The sequence below is a fragment of the Streptomyces sp. CY-1 genome (assembly GCF_047218265.1).
In the GTDB taxonomy this organism is placed as follows: Bacteria; Actinomycetota; Actinomycetes; order Streptomycetales; family Streptomycetaceae; genus Streptomyces; species Streptomyces niphimycinicus.
In genome coordinates this window covers 4,441,602-4,462,797 of record NZ_CP178393.1, presented here as the reverse complement: position 1 = coordinate 4,462,797, position 21,196 = coordinate 4,441,602, and the positions used below count along the sequence as shown (strand labels likewise).

At 71.9% G+C, this 21,196-nt stretch carries 16 protein-coding genes and 1 pseudogene; 12 read left to right on the top strand and 5 right to left on the bottom strand.

What is annotated here, in order from left to right; all coding sequences use genetic code 11:
* Positions 1 to 21: 21 nt before the first annotated feature.
* Together ACK1X7_RS18795 and ACK1X7_RS18790 are read right to left on the bottom strand one after the other, a co-directional pair.
* A complete protein-coding gene (locus ACK1X7_RS18795; RefSeq protein WP_390793650.1) occupies positions 22 to 1,413 on the bottom strand; it encodes a DEAD/DEAH box helicase in 1,392 nt (463 codons plus the stop codon).
* A 98-nt stretch (positions 1,414 to 1,511) separates the two neighbouring features.
* Positions 1,512 to 1,715, bottom strand: coding sequence for a cold-shock protein (locus tag ACK1X7_RS18790; protein ID WP_010986199.1), 204 nt, complete (start codon positions 1,713 to 1,715; stop codon positions 1,512 to 1,514).
* Positions 1,716 to 2,010: 295 nt separating this feature from the next.
* Here ACK1X7_RS18790 and ACK1X7_RS18785 point away from each other — a divergent pair, with 295 nt between their 5' ends.
* The 8 genes and pseudogenes from ACK1X7_RS18785 to ACK1X7_RS18750 all read left to right on the top strand — a co-directional run.
* A complete protein-coding gene (locus ACK1X7_RS18785) occupies positions 2,011 to 2,310 on the top strand; it encodes an SCO5918 family protein (RefSeq protein WP_385149645.1) in 300 nt (99 codons plus the stop codon).
* 158 nt (positions 2,311 to 2,468) lie between these two features.
* Entirely contained in the window at positions 2,469 to 2,840 is a 372-nt protein-coding gene (locus ACK1X7_RS18780) for an ArsR/SmtB family transcription factor (protein WP_216344815.1), read from the top strand.
* Positions 2,841 to 2,843: 3 nt separating this feature from the next.
* Positions 2,844 to 3,473 carry an SRPBCC family protein gene (locus ACK1X7_RS18775; protein ID WP_390793651.1) on the top strand — a complete coding sequence of 210 codons (630 nt, stop codon included), beginning with the start codon at positions 2,844 to 2,846 and terminating at the stop codon, positions 3,471 to 3,473.
* Between the two features lie 168 nt (positions 3,474 to 3,641).
* The gene (locus tag ACK1X7_RS18770) at positions 3,642 to 4,565 is read left to right on the top strand and encodes an alpha/beta hydrolase (protein WP_413115380.1); all 924 of its coding nucleotides are present in this window, start codon (positions 3,642 to 3,644) and stop codon (positions 4,563 to 4,565) included.
* Between the two features lie 64 nt (positions 4,566 to 4,629).
* Positions 4,630 to 5,847, top strand: a complete 1,218-nt coding sequence (locus tag ACK1X7_RS18765) for an acyltransferase family protein (RefSeq protein WP_390793697.1) — start codon at positions 4,630 to 4,632, stop codon at positions 5,845 to 5,847.
* Positions 5,840 to 7,213, top strand: coding sequence for a sensor histidine kinase (locus tag ACK1X7_RS18760; RefSeq protein ID WP_385149655.1), 1,374 nt, complete (start codon positions 5,840 to 5,842; stop codon positions 7,211 to 7,213). The genes ACK1X7_RS18765 and ACK1X7_RS18760 overlap by 8 nt, the downstream gene beginning before the upstream one ends.
* Positions 7,210 to 7,887: a response regulator gene (locus tag ACK1X7_RS18755; protein ID WP_385149658.1), complete on the top strand. Its 678-nt coding sequence runs from the start codon at positions 7,210 to 7,212 to the stop codon at positions 7,885 to 7,887. The genes ACK1X7_RS18760 and ACK1X7_RS18755 overlap by 4 nt, the downstream gene beginning before the upstream one ends.
* Before the next feature lie 180 nt (positions 7,888 to 8,067).
* Positions 8,068 to 9,015, top strand: a pseudogene (locus tag ACK1X7_RS18750) (glycosyl hydrolase family 65 protein); the annotation flags it as partial.
* Positions 9,016 to 9,154: 139 nt separating this feature from the next.
* On the opposite strand, the gene ACK1X7_RS18745 reads toward ACK1X7_RS18750, so the two are convergent.
* Entirely contained in the window at positions 9,155 to 10,147 is a 993-nt protein-coding gene (locus ACK1X7_RS18745) for a helix-turn-helix domain-containing protein (protein ID WP_413115379.1), read from the bottom strand.
* Between the two features lie 342 nt (positions 10,148 to 10,489).
* On the opposite strand from ACK1X7_RS18745, the gene ACK1X7_RS18740 reads away from it, so the two are divergent.
* Entirely contained in the window at positions 10,490 to 14,575 is a 4,086-nt protein-coding gene (locus ACK1X7_RS18740; RefSeq protein WP_413116889.1) for an ABC transporter transmembrane domain-containing protein, read from the top strand.
* A gap of 207 nt (positions 14,576 to 14,782) precedes the next feature.
* Here ACK1X7_RS18740 and ACK1X7_RS18735 read toward each other — a convergent pair whose 3' ends face one another.
* Positions 14,783 to 15,226, bottom strand: a complete 444-nt coding sequence (locus tag ACK1X7_RS18735; RefSeq protein WP_078641555.1) for a hypothetical protein — start codon at positions 15,224 to 15,226, stop codon at positions 14,783 to 14,785.
* A 183-nt stretch (positions 15,227 to 15,409) separates the two neighbouring features.
* On the opposite strand from ACK1X7_RS18735, the gene ACK1X7_RS18730 reads away from it, so the two are divergent.
* Complete coding sequence (locus ACK1X7_RS18730; protein WP_413115378.1) at positions 15,410 to 16,813, top strand: S28 family serine protease; 1,404 nt, start codon at positions 15,410 to 15,412, stop codon at positions 16,811 to 16,813.
* A 97-nt stretch (positions 16,814 to 16,910) separates the two neighbouring features.
* The gene (locus tag ACK1X7_RS18725) at positions 16,911 to 17,693 is read left to right on the top strand and encodes an SDR family NAD(P)-dependent oxidoreductase (protein WP_385149667.1); all 783 of its coding nucleotides are present in this window, start codon (positions 16,911 to 16,913) and stop codon (positions 17,691 to 17,693) included.
* Positions 17,694 to 17,722: 29 nt separating this feature from the next.
* On the opposite strand, the gene ACK1X7_RS18720 is transcribed toward ACK1X7_RS18725, so the two are convergent.
* Positions 17,723 to 19,660 (bottom strand): glycoside hydrolase family 3 protein, encoded by a 1,938-nt coding sequence (locus ACK1X7_RS18720; RefSeq protein WP_413115377.1) that lies wholly within the window; start codon positions 19,658 to 19,660, stop codon positions 17,723 to 17,725.
* A gap of 220 nt (positions 19,661 to 19,880) precedes the next feature.
* Between ACK1X7_RS18720 and ACK1X7_RS18715 the strand changes: the two genes are divergently transcribed.
* Positions 19,881 to 21,101 (top strand): macrolide family glycosyltransferase, encoded by a 1,221-nt coding sequence (locus ACK1X7_RS18715; protein WP_385149673.1) that lies wholly within the window; start codon positions 19,881 to 19,883, stop codon positions 21,099 to 21,101.
* Positions 21,102 to 21,196: the final 95 nt, after the last annotated feature.

The window sequence follows — 21,196 nt, the reverse complement described above, 5'->3', positions numbered from 1 at the left end:
GCCTGATCCAAACGACAGACCCTAGCGGCCGGGGCGACGACTCCGGGCGGAGCGACGGGGGGCGCCGGGGCGGCGCGCACGCTGCGGTTGGGGCTGGGGCGCGCTGATGATCACGGGCACGCCGGAGGGATCCTGGGCGCCGGTGATCCGGGCGAGCTCGGGGTCGGCGGAGTGGACCTGGGCGGTCTGCGGGGTGATGCCCGCGTCGGCCATGAGACGGCCCATCTCCCGGCGCTGGTCCGGGGTGACCAGCGTGATGACGCTGCCGGAGCCGCCCGCACGGGCCGTACGGCCGCCACGGTGCAGATAGTCCTTGTGGTCCGCGGGCGGATCGACATTGACCACGAGATCGAGATCGTCCACATGGATGCCCCGGGCCGCGACGTTCGTGGCCACCAGCGCGGTGACATGGCCGGACCTGAACTGGTCCAGGGTCCGGGTGCGCTGCGGCTGGGACTTGCCGCCGTGCAGCGCGGCCGCCCGAACGCCGCTGGTCAGCAGGTGCCGGGTGAGCCGGTCCACGGCCCGCTTGGTGTCCAGGAAGAGGATCACGCGGCCGTCCCGGGCGGCCACCCGGGTGACGACGGAGCGCTTGTCGGTGTCCGCGATGTGCAGGACGTGGTGCTCCATCGTGGTGACGGCACCGGCGGACGGGTCGACCGAGTGCACGGCCGGGTCGTCGAGGAACTGGCGCGTCAGCTTGCTGATGTCGTGGTCGAGGGTCGCGGAGAACAGCAGGCGCTGGCCGTCGGCCGGGACCTGCCGCAGCAGCCGGGTCACCTGGGGCAGGAAGCCCATGTCGGCCATCTGGTCGGCCTCGTCGAGGACGGTGGTGCGCACCTGGTCCAGTCGGCAGTCGCCGCGTTCGATCAGGTCGTAGAGGCGCCCGGGGGTCGCGATGACCACCTCCGCGCCATGGCGCAGGGCATCGGCCTGGCGGTTGATCGACATGCCGCCGACCACCGTGGCCGCACGCAGCCCCAGCCGCCGGGCGTAGGGGGTGAGCGCCTCGGTGACCTGCTGGGCCAGCTCCCGGGTGGGGACCAGCACCAGCGCGAGGGGGCGGCGGGGCTCCGCGCGCTGTCCGGCGGTGCGGGCCAGCAGGGCGAGGCCGAAGGCGAGGGTCTTGCCGGAGCCGGTGCGGCCACGGCCCAGGACGTCCCGGCCGGCCAGCGCGTTCGGGAGGGTGGCCGCCTGAATGGGGAACGGCACGGTGACGCCCTGCTGGGTCAGCTCCGCGATCAGTTCCTTCGGCATGTCGAGCTCGGCGAAGGAGGTGACGGCGGGCAGTACCGGGGTGGCGCCGGGCGCCAGGGCGAATTCGTTCGCGCCGGATGAGCGGGGGCGCCCACTGACGGCGGAACGGGAGGGTACGGGTTTTTTGCGGCGGTGCGAGCGGGTGGTTCGGGTCAACGCGGTGCCTTTCGGCTGGGCGTGGTCTGTGGAAATGCGTACGAGCCGGGGCCCGCACCCCTTCAGGTGCGGGCCCCGGCTCGTGACAGGCGCTGCTATCAGGCGGGAACGATGTTCTCGGCCTGCGGGCCCTTCTGGCCCTGGGTGACGTCGAAGGTCACCTTCTGGCCTTCCTGGAGCTCACGGAAGCCCTGGGTGGCAATGTTCGAGTAGTGGGCGAAGACGTCGGCGCCGCCGCCGTCCTGCTCGATGAAGCCGAAGCCCTTTTCCGCGTTGAACCACTTCACGGTGCCAGTAGCCATGTCATTCTCCTTTTACCTGGGATCGGTCCGGAACGCGCAGGAAACGCGTCCCGAGTCGCCGAAATGACCCCATCCGGAAATGACCGGCAGAAACAAAAAATGCGCCGGACGCTACATATCGTCAGGCGCACACAAGTCCATGGGTACCAAAACTGCAACTAGTAAGGACCCTATCACGTGCCACCTCGGAACGGCGCGAACCACGTGGGCGATTTTTGCCGCCGGGCTGTGCCATCCCGCTTCGAGGTGTGACACGCTGACAGTCCCGGCTCCCTTCTCTCCCCGTTGAGGCACTATGCGCTGCATCATCGCCAATTTCGCCTTCGACCTGACCGCGCGGGAGGTGACGGACGCCATGAGCGGCGTCAGCCCGGAACCGATCACCGGCCCGTCGGTCCAGATCGGCCGCCGTGCCTACCCGGTCAAGCAGGTCGGCGCCGTGATCACCCGCCAGGACCGCCGCGACTTCACCGCGGGCGAGATCATCCGGGCGATGACGCGCCTCGGCTTCACCTGTCACCCGGCGCCCGCGGTCGCCGCGGCCGACCCCCTCGAGACCGCCTCCGATCTTCTGGGCAAGCCGCTGGAGGGCTGACACCCACCGGCGCGGCGCGGGCGCGGGCGCGGTAAGACCGTCGAGTCCGCGCTGACCTGCCGCGCTTCCGCCAGTGGGCGGAATCTTCGGCCGTCCATGGCGGCCATGAGTGAATTTAAGCATTGACTTATATAAGCGGCTACTGGCATAGTCCTGGCGTGCACGCACTCGATGTCCTCGGAGACCCCGTCCGGCGCCGGATATTGGAGCTGCTGGCCGCGGGGGAGCGATCCTCCGGCGAGGTCAGCACGGTGATCCGGTCCGAGTTCGGCATCTCGCAGCCCGCCGTGTCACAGCATCTGCGGGTGTTGCGGGAGGGCGGCTTCGCCTCCGTACGGGCCGAGGGCACACGGCGGTTATACGCCGTCGAGGCCGCGCCCCTGCGGGAGGTCGACCGGTGGCTGGATCAGTTCCGGGGCTTCTGGGAACAGCGGCTGGACGCGCTGGGGACCGAACTGGCGCGGGGCAAGCGGCAGCGGCGGCTCGATCAGGGGCGCGGCGGCGACAGTCGAACCGGTGAGGAAACATAGGTCATGAGCGAGATCGTCGACCAGATCAACGACGTCCACCGCGAGGTCGGCACCCGTGAGGTGGCCGACGGCGAGGCCCGTACCGTCCTGCTGCGGCGCACCTACGACGCCGCGATCGAGGACGTATGGGACGCGTGCACCGACCCGCGGCGGATCAGCCGCTGGTTCCTGCCGGTGAGCGGCGACCTCAAGCTCGGCGGCCACTACCAACTGGAGGGCAACGCGGGCGGCGAGATCCTGCGCTGCGAGCCCCCGCGGCTGCTCACGGTGAGCTGGCTGTTCGGCGAGAACCCCGGCTTCAGCGAGGTCGAGGTGCGGCTGAGTGCCGAGGGCGAGGAGCGGACCGTCTTCGAGCTGGAGCATGTCGCCGTCGTACCGCCCGAGATGTGGGACCAGTTCGGCCCCGGCGCGGTCGGCGTCGGCTGGGACGGCGCACTGCTCGGCCTCGTCCTGCATCTGGCGGGACGGACGCCCGCCGACCCGGAGGCATGGCAGACCTCGGACGAGGCGCGGGAGTTCATGACCCGCTCCAGCGCGGCCTGGGGCGCGGCGTACGAAGCCTCGGGGGCGCCGGCGGAGGTCGCGGCCGCCACGATGCGGGCGACCACGCGGTTCTACGTACCCCAGAGGTAGCCGCGCGGGCCCGCCGCGAGGCCGCTCCGCCCCACCGCAGCGGCCCTACCCCCTACCCGTCATACCTGGGGACTACCCCGCGGATGCACTCCCCGGTGGGACGCCAACCACACGGTCGACTCCATAACTTCCGTACTCACACAAGCTGTCGGTACGGAAGGAACAGCCATGGTGTCCCGTCTTCGCCGCGCCCTGCTCGCGGCGCTCGTCACCACCTCGGTGGTGGTGCCCCTGGTGGGGGCCGCAGGGCCGAGCGAGGTGCCGGCGCCCGCACCCGTGGCCCTGGGGCCCGTCAGCGTCCAGGGGCTGGACCACCGGTACGCGGCCAACCGGGAGGGGATCGCGGCGGCCGAGGCGATGGCGGCCCGGCACGGCGACCGCGCCCGGGAGCGCGCGCTGCGGAAGATGCGGAAGCCATCACGGCACTTCCTCTCCTTCGACGGGCGGAACGGCGGCCGCGCCGTCGAGGTGTACGGGGACCTGGGCCGGGCCACGCGCGTCGCCGTGCTGGTGCCCGGGTCGGACACCAACCTGGAGACATACGACCGGTTCCGGGCCGGGGCCCTCGCGCTGAGCCATCAACTCGGCAGCCGTACCGCCGTCGTCGGCTGGCTCGGGTACAAGACGCCGGGCACGGTGGGACCCGAGGTGCTGACCACGCACCGGGCCGCCGGTGCCGCTCCCCGACTGGCCGCATTCGTACGGGAGTTGAACGCGGCCAAGCCCCGGGCCCGGATCTCGCTCCTGTGCCACTCCTACGGTTCGGTGGTCTGCGCCCGGGCCGCGCGGGGGCTGAACGCCGCGGACATCGTCCTGTACGGCAGCCCCGGTACGGGATTCGACGACGCCCGGCAGTTGCACACCCGGGCCACCGTCTGGGCCGGGCGGGGCGCGAACGACTGGATCGGCGGGGTGCCGCATGTGCGGATCCGGCTGCTGGGCACGACCGTCGGCTTCGGCACCGATCCAGTCTCCGGGCGGTTCGGCGCACGGAAGTTCGACGCCGGGGACGTCGGGCACAGTGACTACCTCAAGCCCGGATCCGCCGCCCTGGTGAGCATGGGCCGGATCGTGGAGGGCCGCGATGCGTAACCTCCTTCGTACGCGTGACACCTTCCGTACGCCTGACACGGTTCGTACGCGTGACACCTTCCGCATGCGGGACCTCGCCCGGCGGATCGAGGCCGCCACCCCGCCCGACCGCGACCGCGCCGTGGACGCCCTGCGGGCCATCGCCATCCTCGGCGTGGTGCTCGGCCACTGGCTGGTGACCGCACTGGTCGCCGACAGCGGCACCCTGCGCACGGCCAGCCCGCTGCTGTACCAGCCCGGACTCACCCCCGTCTCCTGGGCGTTCCAGACCCTCGCGGTGTTCTTCCTGGTCGGCGGGCAGATGGGCGCCAAGAGCCAGGCCGACGCCCGCGCCCGGGGGATCGGCTACCGGCGGTGGCTGCGCGCCCGGCTGGCCCGGCTGTTCCGGCCCGTCGCCGCCGTGCTCGCCGTATGGGCCGTGGCGACGGGGGCGATACTCGGCTCCGGGGGGAGCCTGCCGACCGTCCACACGCTGCTCAAACTCGTCCTGTCCCCGCTGTGGTTCCTGCTGGTCTACGCGGTGCTCACGGCCGCGACCCCGCTGGTGGCGCGGCTGCATCCGCTGTGGCCGCTGGCCGTCGTGCTCCATGTCGACCTGATCCGGTTCGGCTTCGGCGGCCCGGCCTGGCTCGGCTGGATCAATCTGGCGGCGGGCTGGCTGGTCCCGTACTGCCTGGGCGCCACCTGGGGCCGGGGCTTGCTGCGCGGCCGTACGGCCGGGTGGGTGCTGCTGATCGGGGGCGCGGTGGTCACCGCCGGGCTCGTCCTGTTCGGCGGCTATCCGGCGGCGATGGTCGGGGTGCCCGGCGCCCCGATCTCCAACCTCAACCCGCCCACCCTGGCCGCCGTCACCTTCGGTCTCACCCAGTGCGGCGCGGCCCTGCTGCTGCGCGGCCCCCTGCGCCGGGTGCTGGCGCGGCCCGCCGCGTGGGCGGTGGTGGCGCTGGTCAACCTCTCCGCGATGACCGTGTTCCTGTGGCACCAGACCGCGATGATGGCGGTCAGCGTGACCACGCTGCGGCTGTACGGGCCGCTGCCCGGGCTGCACACCGTGCCCGACGGCCCCGGCTGGGTGCTGGCGCGGCTGTGCTGGCTGCCGGTGTTCGCGGGGGCGCTGCTGATCTGCTGGGCGGCGTTCCACGGCTACGAGGCGGGGCGACCGCGCAAGGGTGGTGGCGGGGTCGTCCGCCGTGGCGGCGGGGCCGTACGCGGCGGGAGCCGCGTCGTTCGCGAGGGACGTTCGGTCCGGGCGGCCCGGCATGTGGAGAAGCCCAGTGTCTAAAGTCAAGGCCATGACGGGCGGGCGGATGGCGGACCGGCTGGCGGAGGGTGCGCGCGCCCTGCCGCGCACCATGGGCGAGGGACTGCGCGCGGCACCGGGCATCCTCCGTGCGGACCTGTGGACGATGGCGCGCGACCCGCTGCCGCGGATGCGCTGGCTGGGCCGGCTGCCCCATGGCCATGTGGTGTTGTTCGCGGTGCTCATGGCCTGGCTCAGCATGGCGCAGTTCCAGGAGCCCGCCAGTCCGGGGACGGCCCAGGACCCGGTGCCCATGATCGGTTTCGTGGTGCTCGAAGGGCTGGCCGTCCAGGTGGCGCTGACCCGCCCGATACCGGCGTGGTGGCTCTCGACCGCCATGCTGTTGGTGACGGCGCTGGTCGCGGAGAATCGCGTCCCCGACTATGTGCTCTATCCCTGGAACTACGGTCAGATCGCGCTGCACACCGCCGTGCTGCTCCTCCTCGCGCTGCGGGTCCGCCCCCGGATCGCCGCCGAGGCGCTGATATTGACCCTGTTGGTGGGGGTGGCCACCTCGGCCTTCGCCACCCGGCCCCATACGGACGGCCTTTACGAGGCGTTCGTGTCCTTCACCACCGCCGTCGTGGTGGGCGCAGCCCTGCGCGGCCGACGGGTGGCGCGGACCCGGCTGGTCGAGCAGGAGGAGCTCACCGCGGAGGAACGGGCCCGGCGCACCCTGCTGGAAGAGCGCAACCGCATCGCCCGCGAGCTGCACGACGTGGTCGCCCATCACATGTCGGTGATCTCCATCCAGGCGCAGGTCGCCCCGCATCTGGCCGAGAACCCCTCCGACGACCTGAAGGAGAACCTCGCGGGCATCCGCCAGAACGCGGTCGAGGCGCTGGCCGAACTGCGTCGCGTGCTGGGCGTGCTGCGCTCCGAGGACGCCCTGGCCGACGGCGCCCGGCACGCCCCGCAGCCCACCCTGGACCGGCTGGACGAGCTGGTGGGCTCGGTGCGCGGGACCGGAATCACGATCCTTACGGATGTCACCGGGGAGCGGCGGCCGCTGCCGCCGGGTGTTGAGCTGTCGGCGTTCCGCATCGTGCAGGAGGCGCTGAGCAATGTGATGCGGCACGCGCCGGGCGCCCAGGCGCGGGTGGAGCTGGGGTACCAGCGGCGCGGGCTCACCGTCCGGATCGTCAATACGGCCCCGGACCGGCCGGCTCCGCCGTCGCCGGGCGCCGGGCACGGACTGCTCGGGATGCGGGAGCGCGCTGCGATGCTAGGGGGTGAGCTGACCACCGGCCCGACGCCGGACGGCGGTTACGAGGTGACCGCCGTGCTGCCCACGCACCACCCCGACCCGTCCGCCGCCGCGCCCGAAACCGCCGAGGATCCCGCATGACGACGACCATCCGCGTCCTGATCGCCGACGACCAGATGATGGTCCGCCAGGGCTTCACGGTGCTCCTGAACGCCGAACCGGACATCGAGGTCGTCGGCCAGGCCGTGGACGGGGCCGACGCCATCGACCAGGTCGCCGAACTGGCCCCGGACGTGGTCCTGATGGACATACGGATGCCGGGAGTCGGCGGTATCGAGGCCACCCGCCGGCTCACCGAACCCGCCGGGGCCACCGTCAAGATCCTGATCCTCACCACCTTCGACCTCGACGAGTATGTCTACGAGGCGCTGCGCGCGGGCGCGTCCGGGTTTCTGCTGAAGGACGCCTCGGCGGATGAACTGGCCCATGCGGTACGGGTGGTGGCGGCCGGTGACGCGCTGCTGGCGCCGAACATCACCAAGCGCCTGATCGGCGAGTTCTCCCGGGTGAGCGCCGCCGCCCCGCGCGGTCCGCTCCGGGACCGGGTGGGCGATCTGACGGAGCGCGAGACCGAGGTGCTCACCCTGATCGCCCAGGGGCTGTCGAACGCGGAGATCGCCGCGCGGCTGGTGGTGGCCGAGCAGACCGTGAAGACCCATGTGAGCCGGATCCTGTTCAAGCTGGGGCTGCGCGACCGGACCCAGGCGGCGGTCTTCGCGTACGAGACGGGGCTGGTGCGCCCGTCCGCGTTCTGACGGGTCGGCGCGCCTGGTTCCGTATCGATCCCCAGGACAGCTCCCACGCGTATGTGGGCAACGGCTATCTCGGGCATCGGGTGCCGCCCCAGGGGACCGGGTACTCCCGAGGGGGCGACAAGACCGGCTGGCCGCTGTTCACCGTTCCTAAAGACTGAGCGGGAGTGAGTCCTGTTGCCAGGTCTCATGCTCAAGCAGGCGGACACCGTGCTGCTGATGTACCCCCTGGAGTGGCCGATGTCCGGTACGTCGGCGGCCAGGACCCTCGACTACTACGCGGCCCGCACCGACCCGGACGGCCCGGCCATGACGGACTCGGTGCACGCCATCGACGCCGCCGCCATCGGCGAGCCCGGCTGCTCCACGTACACCTACCTCCAGCGGTCCATCAAGCCGTTCGTGCGCGGCCCCTTCGACACGTTCTCGGAGGCGCGGGGCGAGAAGGCGGGGGCGCAGGACCCCCTGTCGGGCTCCCCGGCGCAGGACTTCCTCACCGGTAAGGGCGGCTTTCTCCAGGTCTTCACCCACGGTCTGACCGGGATGCGGATGGACGAGGACGGGGTGCGGCTCGACCCGACACTGCCGCCGCAGCTCCACGACGGTGTCACCCTGCGGGGGCTGCACTGGCGGGGCCGCACCTATGACGTGGCCATCGGCCCGCACGAGACGACCGTAAGGCTGACCGAAGGCGCGCCGATGCGGATCGGGACCCCGCGGGGCGGAGCGCGGCTCGTGAGCCGGGGCGCGCCCGCGGTGCTCAAGACCCGCCGCCCCGACCTCGAACCGACCGACAACGTCGCGCGCTGCGGAAGGGTCACGGCGAGCACGGAGGAGCCCGGGATGTACGCGGGCGCCGCCGTGGACGGCAACGCGGCCACCGCCTGGGTCCCCGACGCGGCCGAGGGCACGCTCACGGCCGACCTCGGCCGCACCGTGCGCCTGGCGAAGGTCAGCCCGGAGTGGACCCGCACCCGGCCCGCCTCCCATGAGGTGCGGACCTCGCTCGACGGCCGCCACTGGCGCGAGGGGACTACCGGCCCGGCCCGCTACGTACGCGTCACCGTGCGCTCGGCGGACGACAAGAAGCGCGCGGGCATCGAGGAGTTGCGGGTGACCCGCGCCAAGTGACGCCCTGGCGGTTGGGACGGCGGCATCCTGTGCACAGAGGATCAAGGCACTGTGCACAGGATGCCAATGACATCCCGGCCCCGCCGGGCCCATGCTGATCAGTGACGGGTGAGCAGGGTTACCACGGGGGGAGCCCCGCTCACCTGTTCGTCCACAGCGCCGTATGGCGGAAGTCCCGTGGGGGCACGCCATAGGCGCCGCGGAAGGCACGGCTGAAGTCCGCGGCGTGACTGAATCCCCAGCGGGCGGCGATGACATGGATGGGGGTGTCGCCCAGGACGGGATCGGCGAGGTCGCGGCGGCAGCGCTCCAGGCGCTGGGCGCGGATCCACGCGGCGACCGTGTGCCCCTGCTCCTCGAAGAGGCGGTAGAGGTACCGGAGCGAGATGTGATGGGCCGCGGCGACCGACGCCGGGGTGAGCCCCGGGCTGTGCAGGTTCTGCCGGACGAATTCCTCGATGCGTAACCGCAGGGTGCGCCGACGGCTCTCGGGGGTGAGCCGGTTCTCGGCGCGCGCCTCGGCACCGGCGTCCAGCTCATGCGCGAGCAGCGCGTTGAGCAGATCGACGGCGACGGTGCCGAGGCGCGGTGCGTCGGCCGGGCCGTAGCGGTCGGATTCGGCGGCCAGCCGGGTGAGGAAGTCGGCGAGCATGGCCCCGATCCCGGACCGCCCGGACAGCCGCCGCCCGAGCAGCCGGTCGAGCTCGGCCGCCGGGAACGGCAGCAGCGAGGGGCGGAGGGTGATCGACATCCCGTCGACCCTGCCGCGCTCGCACACCGCCACATACGGCGTGGAGGTCGAGGTGAGCATGAGCTGCCGGGCGCCGACCGTGGCTTCGATGTCCCCGTGGCGCACATCGCTCTCCCCGCGCAGGGTGAGCCGCAGATGGTAGAGCTCCGGGTCGGAGCGCCGGATATGGGCCGCAGTCCGCTCGTTGCGCAGTGACGGTACGGAGGTGGAGGTCAGCATCACCTCGCCGAGGCTCACTCCGCCCCGTACGCTCGCCCGGAAGTCGTGCTCATGGTCGCTGCGGAGTTCCATCGGTATCGCCGTCAGCTCGCACAGGGCGCGCCAGGCCGCGAATCGCTCCTCGGGCGGGATGTCGTCGATCTGGAGTCCCGTCACGATCATCACCCTTTCGCCGTACGGTGGTGAGCTTTTCGGTGGACGCGACCTTAGACGGCACTGCTAAGTGTTTGATGAACGGTCCGGTATTGAACAGTCCGCTTTTGGGCGATTCCGCGAACGCGTATCCGAGCGGGGTGGAGCGGGCCGAGGCGGCGGCCCGGCCGGATGTGACCCGGTCCGATTGTTGCTGAAGGATGAAATCCGCACATCAGTGTGTTGGTGCCTTCCGGAAGCGTGTGCGGATCGGGAGGTCGGCGGGTGGCGGACGTAGCGGCGGATGCAACGGATGAAACGGGCAAAAAGGATACGGGCGGGCCGGATACCGGGCAGGGCTGGGTAAGGCGGCTGTTCGGCTACTGCTGGCTGTACCGCAAGGACGTGCTGCTCGCCCTCGGTGCCTCGCTCGCCGGAATGGCCGTCATGGCGCTCGTCCCGCTGGTGCCGAAGCTGATCATCGACGATGTGATCGTCCAGCACGACCGGTCGCTCGCCCCCTGGGCCACCCTGCTGATCGTCGCCGCCCTCGTGGTGTACGTCCTCACCTATATCCGCCGCTTCTACGGCGGACGGCTCGCCCTCGACGTCCAGCACGCCCTGCGCACCGAGATGTACGCCTCCATCGCCCGCTTCGACGGCCGGCGGCAGGACAACCTCTCCACCGGCCAGATCATCGGCCGGGCCACCAGCGACCTCCAGTTGATCCAGGGCCTGCTCTTCATGGTGCCGATGATGATCGGCAACGTCCTCCTCTTCCTGGTCTCGCTCGTCGTGATGGTGACGCTCTCGCCGCTGCTCACCGTCGTCGCCCTCGCCGTCGCCCCCGCCCTGTGGATCCTCGCCTCGCGCAGCCGCATCCGGCTCTTCCCCGCCACCTGGTACGCCCAGGGGCAGGCGGCCGCCGTCGCGGGTGTCGTCGACGGGGCCGTGACCGGTGTCCGGGTGGTCAAGGGGTTCGGGCAGGAGGCGCAGGAGACAGACAAGCTGCGGGCGGTCGGCCGCCGGCTGTTCGCCGCCCGGCTGCGGACCGTACGGCTGAACTCCCGCTACACCCCCGCCCTCCAGGCCGTCCCGGCCCTCGGCCAGGTCGCCATGCTGGCGCTCGGCGGCTGGATGGCCACCCGCGGCCAGATCACCCTCGGCACCTTCGTGGCCTTCTCGACGTATCTCGCCCAGCTCGTGGGCCCGGTGCGGATGCTCACGATGATCCTGACCATCGGGCAGCAGGCGCGGGCCGGGGTCGAGCGCGTCTTCGAGCTGATCGACACCGAGCCGGTCATCGACGAGCGCCCAGACGCCCGGGAGCTTCCCGAGGACGCCCCCGCGACGGTGGAGTTCGACCGGGTGAGCTTCGGCTACGACCCCGAGCGCCCGGTGCTCTCCGAGGTGTCCCTGCGGATCGAACCGGGCGAGACCCTGGCCGTCGTGGGCGCCTCCGGAAGCGGCAAGTCGACGCTGTCCATGCTGCTGCCGCGCTTCTACGACGTGTCGTCGGGCGCGGTGCGGATCGGCGGCCACGATGTGCGGGAGCTGACGTACGACTCGCTGCGCGGCGCGGTCGGGCTGGTGCCGGAGGACAGCTTCCTCTTCTCCGACACCGTGCGCGCCAACCTGGCCTACGGGCAGCCGGACGCGAGCGAGGAGCGGATCCGGGCCGCCGCCCGCGCCGCGCAGGCCGACGGCTTCATCTCCGCGCTGCCGGGCGGCTATGACACCGAGGTCGGCGAGCAGGGGCTGACCCTCTCCGGCGGCCAGCGCCAGCGGCTGGCCCTGGCCCGCGCGATCCTCACCGACCCCCGGCTGCTCGTCCTCGACGACGCCACCTCGGCGGTGGACGCGCGCGTCGAGCACGAGATCCACGAGGCGCTCCGGGGCGTCATGGCGGGCCGTACGACCCTGCTGATCGCCCACCGCCCCTCCACGCTCGCCCTCGCCGACCGCATCGCGGTCCTGGACCGGGGCCGGGTCGTGGACGTGGGCACGGATGAGGAGCTGAGGGCGCGGAGCGCCGTCTACCGGCGGCTGCTGGCGGACGGGTCCGAGGCGGTCGCCGCCCCGGGTGGCGAGGGCCCGGGGCACGTGGTCGCGCCGCCGACGGCGAACGGCCCCCGGCCGTGGTCCGGGGCCGACGACCCGGCCCCGGACCACGCCGAGCCGCGCGGCGCCGACGCCTCCTCGCACGCGGTCGCCCTCGCCGGGGCGTTCGGCGGGGAGTCCGCCGCGACGGGGCTGGCCGAGCCGGGTATCGACGGCGGGCCGTCCGTGGACGGCGACGGTGACGGCCACGGCGCGGCGCATGGCCGCGAGGAATGTCCCTGCCCGGCGACCGGTCTGCGGGCGCGCGGTGGGGACGATCCCGAGCACGCCGCTGGTGAGGCGGCCCGCGACGGGGTGGCGACCGAGCCGTGGGTGCGGTCGGACGGCGGTAACGGGCAGGGCCGGCCGCGTGGCGGGGACGACCCCGAGCATGCCGACGGCTGCCCCCGCCCCGGCGGGGTGACCCCGGAGCTATGGGTGCGGCCCGATGGTGACAAGGGCGACACGGCGGCCGGAGCCGGGACGGCGGCCGTGGCCGGGCCCGGGATCGCCGGGGCGCTGTCCGGGATGCCCGCCACCCCCGAGCTGCTCGCCAAGGTCGCCGCCCTGCCGCCCGCCACCGACACCCCCGACATCGACGAGAAGCAGGCCGCCCGCCCCGAGGAGAGCTACGGGCTGCGGCGGCTGCTGCGCGGCTTCGGGGCGCCGCTGGCGGTCGCACTGCTGCTCGTCGCCGTGGACGCGGTCGCCGGGCTGCTGCTGCCCGTGCTCATCCGGCACGGGATCGACCAGGGCGTCCAGCAGCTCTCGCTCGGGGCCGTGTGGGCCGCCTCCGGACTCGCGCTCCTGGTCGTCCTCGTGCAGTGGGCGGCCCAGATCGGCGAGACACGGATGACCGGTCGGACCGGCGAACGGGTGCTCTACGCACTGCGCGTCAAGATCTTCGCGCAGTTGCAGCGGCTCGGCCTCGACTACTACGAGCGCGAGCTGAGCGGCAAGATCATGACGCGGATGACCACCGACGTCGACGCGCTGTCCACGTTCCTCCAGACCGGTCTGGTCACCGCCGTCGTCAGCCTGCTGACCTTCTTCGGCATCCTGGTCGCGCTGCTCATCATCGACGTGGGCCTCGCACTGGTGGTCTTCCTGACCCTCCCGCCGCTCATCATCGGCACCATCGTCTTCCGGCGCCTGAGCGTCAAGGCGTACGAACTGGCCCGCGAGCGGGTGAGCGTGGTCAACGCGGATCTCCAGGAGAGCGTCGCGGGGCTGCGGATCGTGCAGGCGTTCCGGCGCGAGCGGTCCGGCCGGGAGCGGTTCGCGGCGCGCAGCGACGCCTACCGCCAGGCGCGGATGCGCGGTCAGCGGCTGATCTCGGTGTACTTCCCGTTCGTCCAGTTGCTGTCGTCCGTGGCCTCCGCGCTGGTGCTCATCGTGGGCGCCGGGCGGGTCGGGGACCACACTCTGACGGCGGGCGCCTTGGTGGCCTATCTCCTCTACATCGACCTGTTCTTCGCCCCCGTCCAGCAGCTCTCCCAGGTCTTCGACGGCTATCAGCAGGCATCGGTGTCCCTGGGCCGCATCCAGGAGCTGCTGCGCGAGCCCACCACCACACCGGTCGCCGACGATCCGCGCGAGGTGCGCACCACGCGCGGCGAGATCGCCTTCGACGATGTGCGGTTCCGCTACGGGGACGACGAGGAGGCGCTGGCGGGCATCTCGCTCACGATCCCCGCGGGGCAGACCGTGGCGTTCGTCGGGGAGACCGGGGCCGGTAAGTCCACCCTGGTCAAGCTGGTGGCCCGGTTCTACGACCCGACCGGGGGCGCCGTGCGGGTGGACGGCGCGGATCTGCGCGAGCTCGACCTCACCGGGTACCGCGGCCATCTCGGGGTGGTCCCGCAGGAGCCGTATCTCTTCGCCGGGACGGTGCGCGACGCCATCGCCTACGGACGGCCCGGGGCGAGTGACGCGGAGGTGGAGGCCGCCGCGCGGGCGGTCGGCGCCCATGCCATGGTGGCGTCGCTCGACGGTGGCTATCTGCACGAGGTCGCCGAGCGCGGGCGCAATCTCTCCGCCGGACAGCGGCAGTTGATCGCACTGGCGCGCGCCGAGCTGGTGAACCCGGACATCCTGCTGCTCGACGAGGCCACGGCCGCGCTCGATCTGGCCACCGAGGCCCTGGTCAACCAGGCCACGGATCGCCTCACGGGACGGCGCACCACGCTGGTCGTCGCGCACCGGCTGACCACCGCCGCTCGTGCGGACCGGGTGGTGGTCCTGGACCACGGCCGGGTCGTCGAGGACGGCACTCATGAGGAGCTGGTGGCGCGGGACGGCCGGTACGCCGCGCTGTGGCGCACGTTCATGGGCGAGACGGCCCCCGCGGCCGTCTGAGCGCGCGGCCGGAAGTGCCCCGACCCGCCGTCGGCCGTCCGCGGCGCCGTCGTGGCCGGTCGCGCACGTGGCGCAGCCGCATATCGACACAGCCGCGGCGGAGCCGCATATCGACACAGCCCCGCGCCCCTTTCGGGGCGCTGTGCACCGGTCATCCGCCGTACGGCGGTGACGCTCAGCGTTCGCCCGCTGTTACGTACGGTAACATCACGGTTCCATGCCGCTTGCCCTCGCGATGGCCTCCACCTCCCGCCGGTCCTGCTCCCGCTGCTCCGCCTCGGCCGCCACCCGCTGCTTGTGGCGGTGCAGGAAATCCGGGTCCCCGGCCCGCTCCTGAGGCACCAGCACCTTCATGCCCTTGGCGTGCGGGCTGTCGCCGAGGTCGACCACCACCCGCTCGTCCTGGGAGGTGAGCAGGCCGAACAGCACCAGCAGCTCGGCCTGGAGGGCGGGGGTGAACAGCTCTTTCTCCTCCGGCCCCATACCGAGCTCGTATGTCCCCCCGCGGACGGCCGGTGAGGTGCTCAACTCGCGCAGCAGCCGCATCAGCAGCTCGAGGGAGCGGGGATCGATTCGTTCCTGCAATTCGTTCAGATACCGCGTCAGCCGCTCGGCCCGTTCACTCCGGTCGTGCCGTTCGTCTCGGTCCATACAGGCAGCATGAGCCATCACAGCCCGCTACGAAAGAGGGCGACGGTAACAACTCTCCGTATTCGGCGTCCTGTTGGAGCACCGACGACCTCTGGCGACCCGAGTGTGTGCCCGGATAGGTTCTCGGCGGCCTGTGCGAATTTTCGGGCCGTAAGGGTCATGACGGCAACAAGGGGAGGGTGCATGCGCAAGATGCTCAGATGGCTGTTGGCGCTCGCGATACTGATGGGGGCGGTCGGTGCGGGCGCCGGAGGCGCGTCCGCGGAGCCGGCCGCCCCCGCCCAGCCGGATATCAAGGAGCGCGTCCTGGCGATTCCCGGGATGCGTTTCGTGGAAGAACAGCCCTATGAGGGCTATCGCTTCCTCGTCTTCACCTACGCCCAGCCGGTGGACCACCGGCATCCCTCCAAGGGCACCTATCCGCAGCGGTTCACCCTGCTGCACAAGGCCACCGACCGGCCCACGGTCTTCTACACCTCGGGCTACAACGTCACCACCGCACCGCGCCGCAGTGAGCCGACGCAACTGGTGGACGGCAACCAGGTGTCCATGGAGTACCGTTTCTTCACTCCCTCCCGGCCCCAGCCCGCCGACTGGTCCAAGCTGGACATCCAGCAGGCCGCGAGCGACCAGCACCGCCTCTACCGGGCCCTGAAGCCCATCTACGGCAAGAAGTGGCTGGCCACCGGCGGCAGCAAGGGCGGTATGACGGCCACCTACTACCGCCGCTTCTACCCGCACGACATGGACGGCACCGTCGCGTATGTCGCGCCCAACGACGTGGTCAACAACGAGGACTCCTCCTACGACCGCTTCTTCGCGGGCGTCGGCACGGCCGAATGCCGTACCAAGCTCAACGCGGTGCAGCGCGAGGCGCTGGTGCGGCGCGACGAGATCGTGCAGCGCTACCAGAAGTGGGCGGACGACGAGAAGCAGACCTTCACCGTCGTCGGCAGCGCCGACAAGGCGTACGAGAACGTCGTCCTGGACCTGGTGTGGGCCTTCTGGCAGTACCACCTGCTGAAGGACTGCGCGGACGTCCCCGCCCCGACCGCGTCGACCGACGAGCTGTACGGCTTCATCGACGAGATCTCGGGCTTCTCCGCCTACACCGACCAGGGCCTGGAGACCTACACGCCGTACTTCTACCAGGCGGGCACCGAACTGGGCTCGCCCACCTTCAAGACCCCGCATCTGGACGGGCTGCTGCGCTACCCCGGCATCTACGCCCCGCGCAACTATGTGCCCCGCGACATCCCGATGCGCTTCAAGCAGGGCGTGATGCGGGACGTCGACAACTGGGTGCGGCACGACGCACGGCGGATGCTGTTCGTCTACGGCCAGAACGACCCGTGGGGCGCCGAGCGCTTCCGGGTCGGCAAGGGCGCCAAGGACTCGCACGTCTACACGGTCGCCGGTGGCAACCACGGCTCCAGCATCGCCCAGCTCACGGGCGAGGAGAAGGCCGAGGCCACGGCGGAGGTGCAGCGGTGGGCGGGCGTCAGCCCGACGAGCAAGCCGCTCGCCCGGCATGACGCGAAGCTGGACCGCCGTGAGGTCGAGCGCGAACCGGCCTTGCGGCCGTAAGTGAGCCCATTCGTGGGGGAAGAGGGTGTCCGCCCCGGCGGGCACCCTCTTCGCGGTCAAAATGAAGCATGGCTCCACATGACCGAAGGACACCACGATGGACCTGAAGCTGATGGGCCGCCGGGCCCTCGTGACCGGTTCCAGCTCCGGGCTCGGCGCGGCGATCGCCCGGCTGCTCGCCGCCGAGGGCGCCGATGTCGTGGTGCACGGCCGGGACGAGGCCCGGACCCACGGGGTGGCGGAGGAGATCGGCGCGGCCGCCGTGGCGGTCGGCGACCTCGCCACGGACCAGGGCGCCGACGCGGTGGCCGCTGTCGCCGGTGAGGCCGACATCCTGGTCAACAACGCCGGTGCGTACGGCCATCCGCACCGCTGGTCCGAGGCCACCCCGGACCTGTGGGCCCACCTGTACGAGATCAACGTGATCTCCGCCGTACGCATGATCCAGCGGCTGGTGCCGGGGATGCGCGAGCGCGGCTGGGGCCGGGTGATCCAGATCGGCGGCGGCCTCGCCTCGCAGCCGATGCCCGAGCAGCCCCACTACAACGCCACGCTCGCCGCCCGTCACAACCTCGCCGTCTCGCTGGCGCGCGAGCTGAAGGACACCGGGGTGACGTCCAACGTGGTCTCTCCCGGGGCGATCCTCGTCGACTCGGTGAAGGAGCTGGTGACCGATCTCGCGCCGGAGCACGGCTGGGGCGCGTCCTGGGAGGAGATCGAGCCCAACGCCGCCCGCGACTTCGTGCCCAACGACATCGGCCGATTCGGCCGCCCCGAGGAGATCGCGGGCGCCGTCGCCTATCTGGCCGGTCCGTACGGCGCCTATGTCAGCGGCGCCACGCTCCGCGTGGACGGCGGCACGATCCGCTCGGTGATCTGACCGGCGCTCAACGCCCGGGTGACCGGCGCTCAATACCCCAGCCCGTGCCCGATCGGGTACAGCACCCGGGACGGGTCGTCCGCGCGCCGCACGGCGACCGGCAGCCTGCCTTGCGGGGTGACCCGCCCCGCGATCACCCGGGCGGCGGCGCGCAGCTCCACATCCGTCCAGCAGTACGTGGCCAGCGACGCGGCGGGCTCCGTGCCGCGTCCGCCCAGCCGTGCGATGTCGTACGGATCGCGCAGCGCCAGATGCACCACCGGCACCCCGGTGGCCACCAGCCGCGCCACCAGGGTGCGCTGGGTGGATCCGGCCGCGATGTCGTACGTCGCCACGATCACCGCGTCCCGCCCCCGCGCCGCCGCGACCGCCGCCTCGATCCGCTCGGCCGAGGGGCCGGGCGAGTCGCCCGTGCCGGTGGGCAGCGCCTCCGCCGTGAAGCCGAGGCCGGACAGGGCGCGGGCCAGAACGGCCGTCGGCGGGCCGCCGGTGCCCGAGGGCGCGGCGGCGTCCACCCCGACCACCAGCAGGTCGTGCCGGCGGCGCGGCGACAGCGGCAGCAGCCCGCCGCGGTTGGTGATCAGCGTGGTGGTGCGATCGGCGATCCGGTCGGCGGTGGCCCGGTGCTCCCGGGTGCCCACCGTGCGGTTGACCGCGCGGTCGCTGGTGTACGGATCGTCGAACAGCCCCCGGCGCGCCTTGAGTTCCAGGATGCGCCGCAGTGAGCGGTCGATCCGGTCCTCGTCCAGCTCGCCCGCCCGCACGGCCTTGCGCACCCCCTCGAAGGCACGGGAGAGGCTCGGCGGGTTGAGCAACTGGTCCACCCCCGCCTTGAGCGCGAGCACCGGCACCCGGTCGTCGCCGTACTTCTTCCGCACGCCCTCCATGCCGAGCGAGTCGGTGACCACCACCCCGTCGTAGCCCAGCTCCTCGCGGAGCACACCGGTGAGGATGGGGCGGGAGAGCGTGGCGGGGTCGTCGGCCGGGTCGAGCGCGGGGAAGAGCAGATGCGCCGTCATGATCGAGTCGATCCCGGCCTCGATCGCGGCCCGGAACGGCGGCGCGTCCAGCCGCTCCCACTCCTTGCGGGAGTGGGTGATCCGCGGCAGGCCGACATGGCTGTCCACGGAGGTGTCGCCGTGGCCGGGGAAGTGCTTGGCGGTGGCCGCGACCCCGGCGCTCTGATAGCCCTCCACCTGGGCCGCCACCAGCCGCGCCACGGCCTTCGGATCGGCCCCGAAGGAGCGGACGCCGATCACCGGATTGGCGGGGTTGACGTTGACGTCCGCGATCGGCGCGTAGTCCTGCCGGATGCCGAGCGCGGCCAGCTCCGCCCCCGCGGTGCGGGCGGCCGTACGGGCGTCGGCCGCGCTGCCGCCCGCGCCGAGCGCCATGGCGCCCGGGAACAGCGTGGCGGGCGCGCCGACCCGGGCCACGGTGCCGTACTCCTGGTCGGTGGAGAGCAGGACGGGGACCGGCACGGAGGCGGCCAGCGCGGCCTTCTGGATGCCGCCCGAAAGCGCGGCGACCTGGTGGGGGTCGCGGATGTTGTGCGCCCAGCGGATGTACATCACCCCGCCCACGTGGTACTTCGCGATCAGCTCGGCGGCGTTGTCGACGCCGATGTCCTTGCGGTTGGCCGCGACATCGGCCGGGTCGGGGCGGGTGGCCGAATGGCCGTACACCCGCATCACGAAGAGCTGGCCGATCTTCTGGTCCAGCGTCATCCGGCCGATCAGCTCGTCGATCCGGCGGCGGTCGCGCTCCTGGTCCCGGCCGGGCTGTGTGGTGGCTCGTGAGGGCGCCGGGGAAGGGCCGCCGGAACCGCCGGTGGTGTGGCGCGCGGGGGCCGCGGGCGCGGGGGAGCTGCTCGTCGGCGCACTACAGGCACCGGCCGCGGCGGCGGCCAGGGTGGCGGTGAGCAGGGCGCGGCGAGACGTCGTCGTGTGCACCCGCACTCCTTCCATGGGACGTTCGGAGGGGGTGGCCGAAGGTGGTGCAGGACACGCTGGGACACAAAGCGGGGCCGGGTCAAGGAGAGTTGGACTTTCCGACGGCCCGGAAGCGTAAAGGAAAAGACTCGTTAAAGACAGGGATCTGGCGCTCGTGCTAAACCGGCGCTAATGTACCGATCGGGTATGCGCACTATTTGTATGCGGCATCCGTTCTCGCTTAGGTTCCGTTTTCATGACCCCATCGACGGGTGCCAAGCCCCCCACACATATCGCCATGTTCGGCATCGCGGCGCACGGGCACGTCAACCCGAGCCTGGAGGTGATCCGCGAGCTGGTGGCCCGCGGCCACCGGGTTACCTACGCCATTCCCGAATCGTTCGCCGAGAAGGTCGCCGAGACCGGCGCCGAGCCGAAGACCTACACCTCGGTCCTCCACGGTGAGAATGTGCCGGGCGCCAGAGGCTCCGATCTGATCGACTACATCGAGCCGTTTCTCACCGAGGCCGAGCAGGCGCTGCCGCAGCATCTCGCGGCCTACGAGGGCGATGAGCCGGATCTGGTGATGTACGACGTCACGGCGTACCCGGCGCATGTCCTCGCCCACCGCTGGGGCGTGTCCGCCGTCGAACTCGCGCCCAGCTTCGTGCCCTGGGACGGCTACCGCGAAGAGGTCTTCGAGCCGATGTACGCGCAACTGCGGTGCTCCGAGCGCGGCCGGGCCTACTACGCGCGCTACCGCGCCTGGCTGGAGGAGAACGGACTGGCCGGTACCGACCCCGACCGGCTCATCGGCCGCCCCAGCCGCTGTGTCGCCCTCATCCCCGAGCTGCTCCAGCCCAACGCCGACCGCGTCGACCCGTCCGTCTACAGCTTCGTCGGCGGCTGCCAGAGCGCCCGCCGCGAGGTGGCGGAGTGGCGCCGCCCGGAGCGGGCCGCCGAGACCGACCGGATCCTGCTGGTCTCGCTCGGCTCGACCTGGACCCAGGAGCCCGGCTTCTACCGCGCGTGCGTCGCCGCGTTCGGCGATCTGCCGGGGTGGTACGTGGTGCTACAGATCGGCGAGTTCGTCGACCGGGCCGACCTCGGCGAGATCCCCGCCAATATCGAAGTGCACAGTTGGATACCGCAGTTGAGCATCCTGCGGAAGGCCGACGCCTTCGTCACCCACGCGGGTGCGGGCGGCGCACAGGAGGGGCTGGCCTGCGGGGTGCCGATGGTCGCCGTACCGCAGGCCGTCGACCAGTTCAGCAACGCGGACACCCTCGAAGCGCTCGGGGTCGGCCGCCATCTGCCCAAGGAGGAGGCCACCGCGCCGGCGCTGCGCAAGGCGGTGCTCGACCTGGTGGACGACCCCGAGGTGGCCGCCCGCTGCGCCGCGCTCAAGGCGCGGATGGCCGCCGAGGGCGGGCCGGACCGCGCGGCTGACCTGATCGAGGCGGAGCTGCCCGTCTGAACGGCCGTGGGGAACCGGCGCGGCGCGCCGCGCGTCGAAGCGGCGTGCTGATGGGGAGTCTCCGCACGGCGGTCATCGGCCTCGCTGCCGGTTGC

Bases quoted from the DNA above. Each gene is read 5' to 3' on its own strand.
- ACK1X7_RS18765 (WP_390793697.1), top strand. From the start codon at position 4,630: ATGCGGGACCTCGCCCGGCGGATCGAGGCCGCCACCCCGCCCGACCGC.
- ACK1X7_RS18745 (WP_413115379.1), bottom strand. From the start codon at position 10,147: ATGATCGTGACGGGACTCCAGATCGACGACATCCCGCCCGAGGAGCGA.
- ACK1X7_RS18730 (WP_413115378.1), top strand. From the start codon at position 15,410: ATGCGCAAGATGCTCAGATGGCTGTTGGCGCTCGCGATACTGATGGGG.
- ACK1X7_RS18785 (WP_385149645.1), top strand. From the start codon at position 2,011: ATGCGCTGCATCATCGCCAATTTCGCCTTCGACCTGACCGCGCGGGAG.
- ACK1X7_RS18755 (WP_385149658.1), top strand. From the start codon at position 7,210: ATGACGACGACCATCCGCGTCCTGATCGCCGACGACCAGATGATGGTC.
- ACK1X7_RS18720 (WP_413115377.1), bottom strand. From the start codon at position 19,660: ATGGAAGGAGTGCGGGTGCACACGACGACGTCTCGCCGCGCCCTGCTC.
- ACK1X7_RS18790 (WP_010986199.1), bottom strand. From the start codon at position 1,715: ATGGCTACTGGCACCGTGAAGTGGTTCAACGCGGAAAAGGGCTTCGGC.
- ACK1X7_RS18735 (WP_078641555.1), bottom strand. From the start codon at position 15,226: ATGGACCGAGACGAACGGCACGACCGGAGTGAACGGGCCGAGCGGCTG.
- ACK1X7_RS18775 (WP_390793651.1), top strand. From the start codon at position 2,844: ATGAGCGAGATCGTCGACCAGATCAACGACGTCCACCGCGAGGTCGGC.
- ACK1X7_RS18770 (WP_413115380.1), top strand. From the start codon at position 3,642: ATGGTGTCCCGTCTTCGCCGCGCCCTGCTCGCGGCGCTCGTCACCACC.
- ACK1X7_RS18725 (WP_385149667.1), top strand. From the start codon at position 16,911: ATGGACCTGAAGCTGATGGGCCGCCGGGCCCTCGTGACCGGTTCCAGC.
- ACK1X7_RS18715 (WP_385149673.1), top strand. From the start codon at position 19,881: ATGACCCCATCGACGGGTGCCAAGCCCCCCACACATATCGCCATGTTC.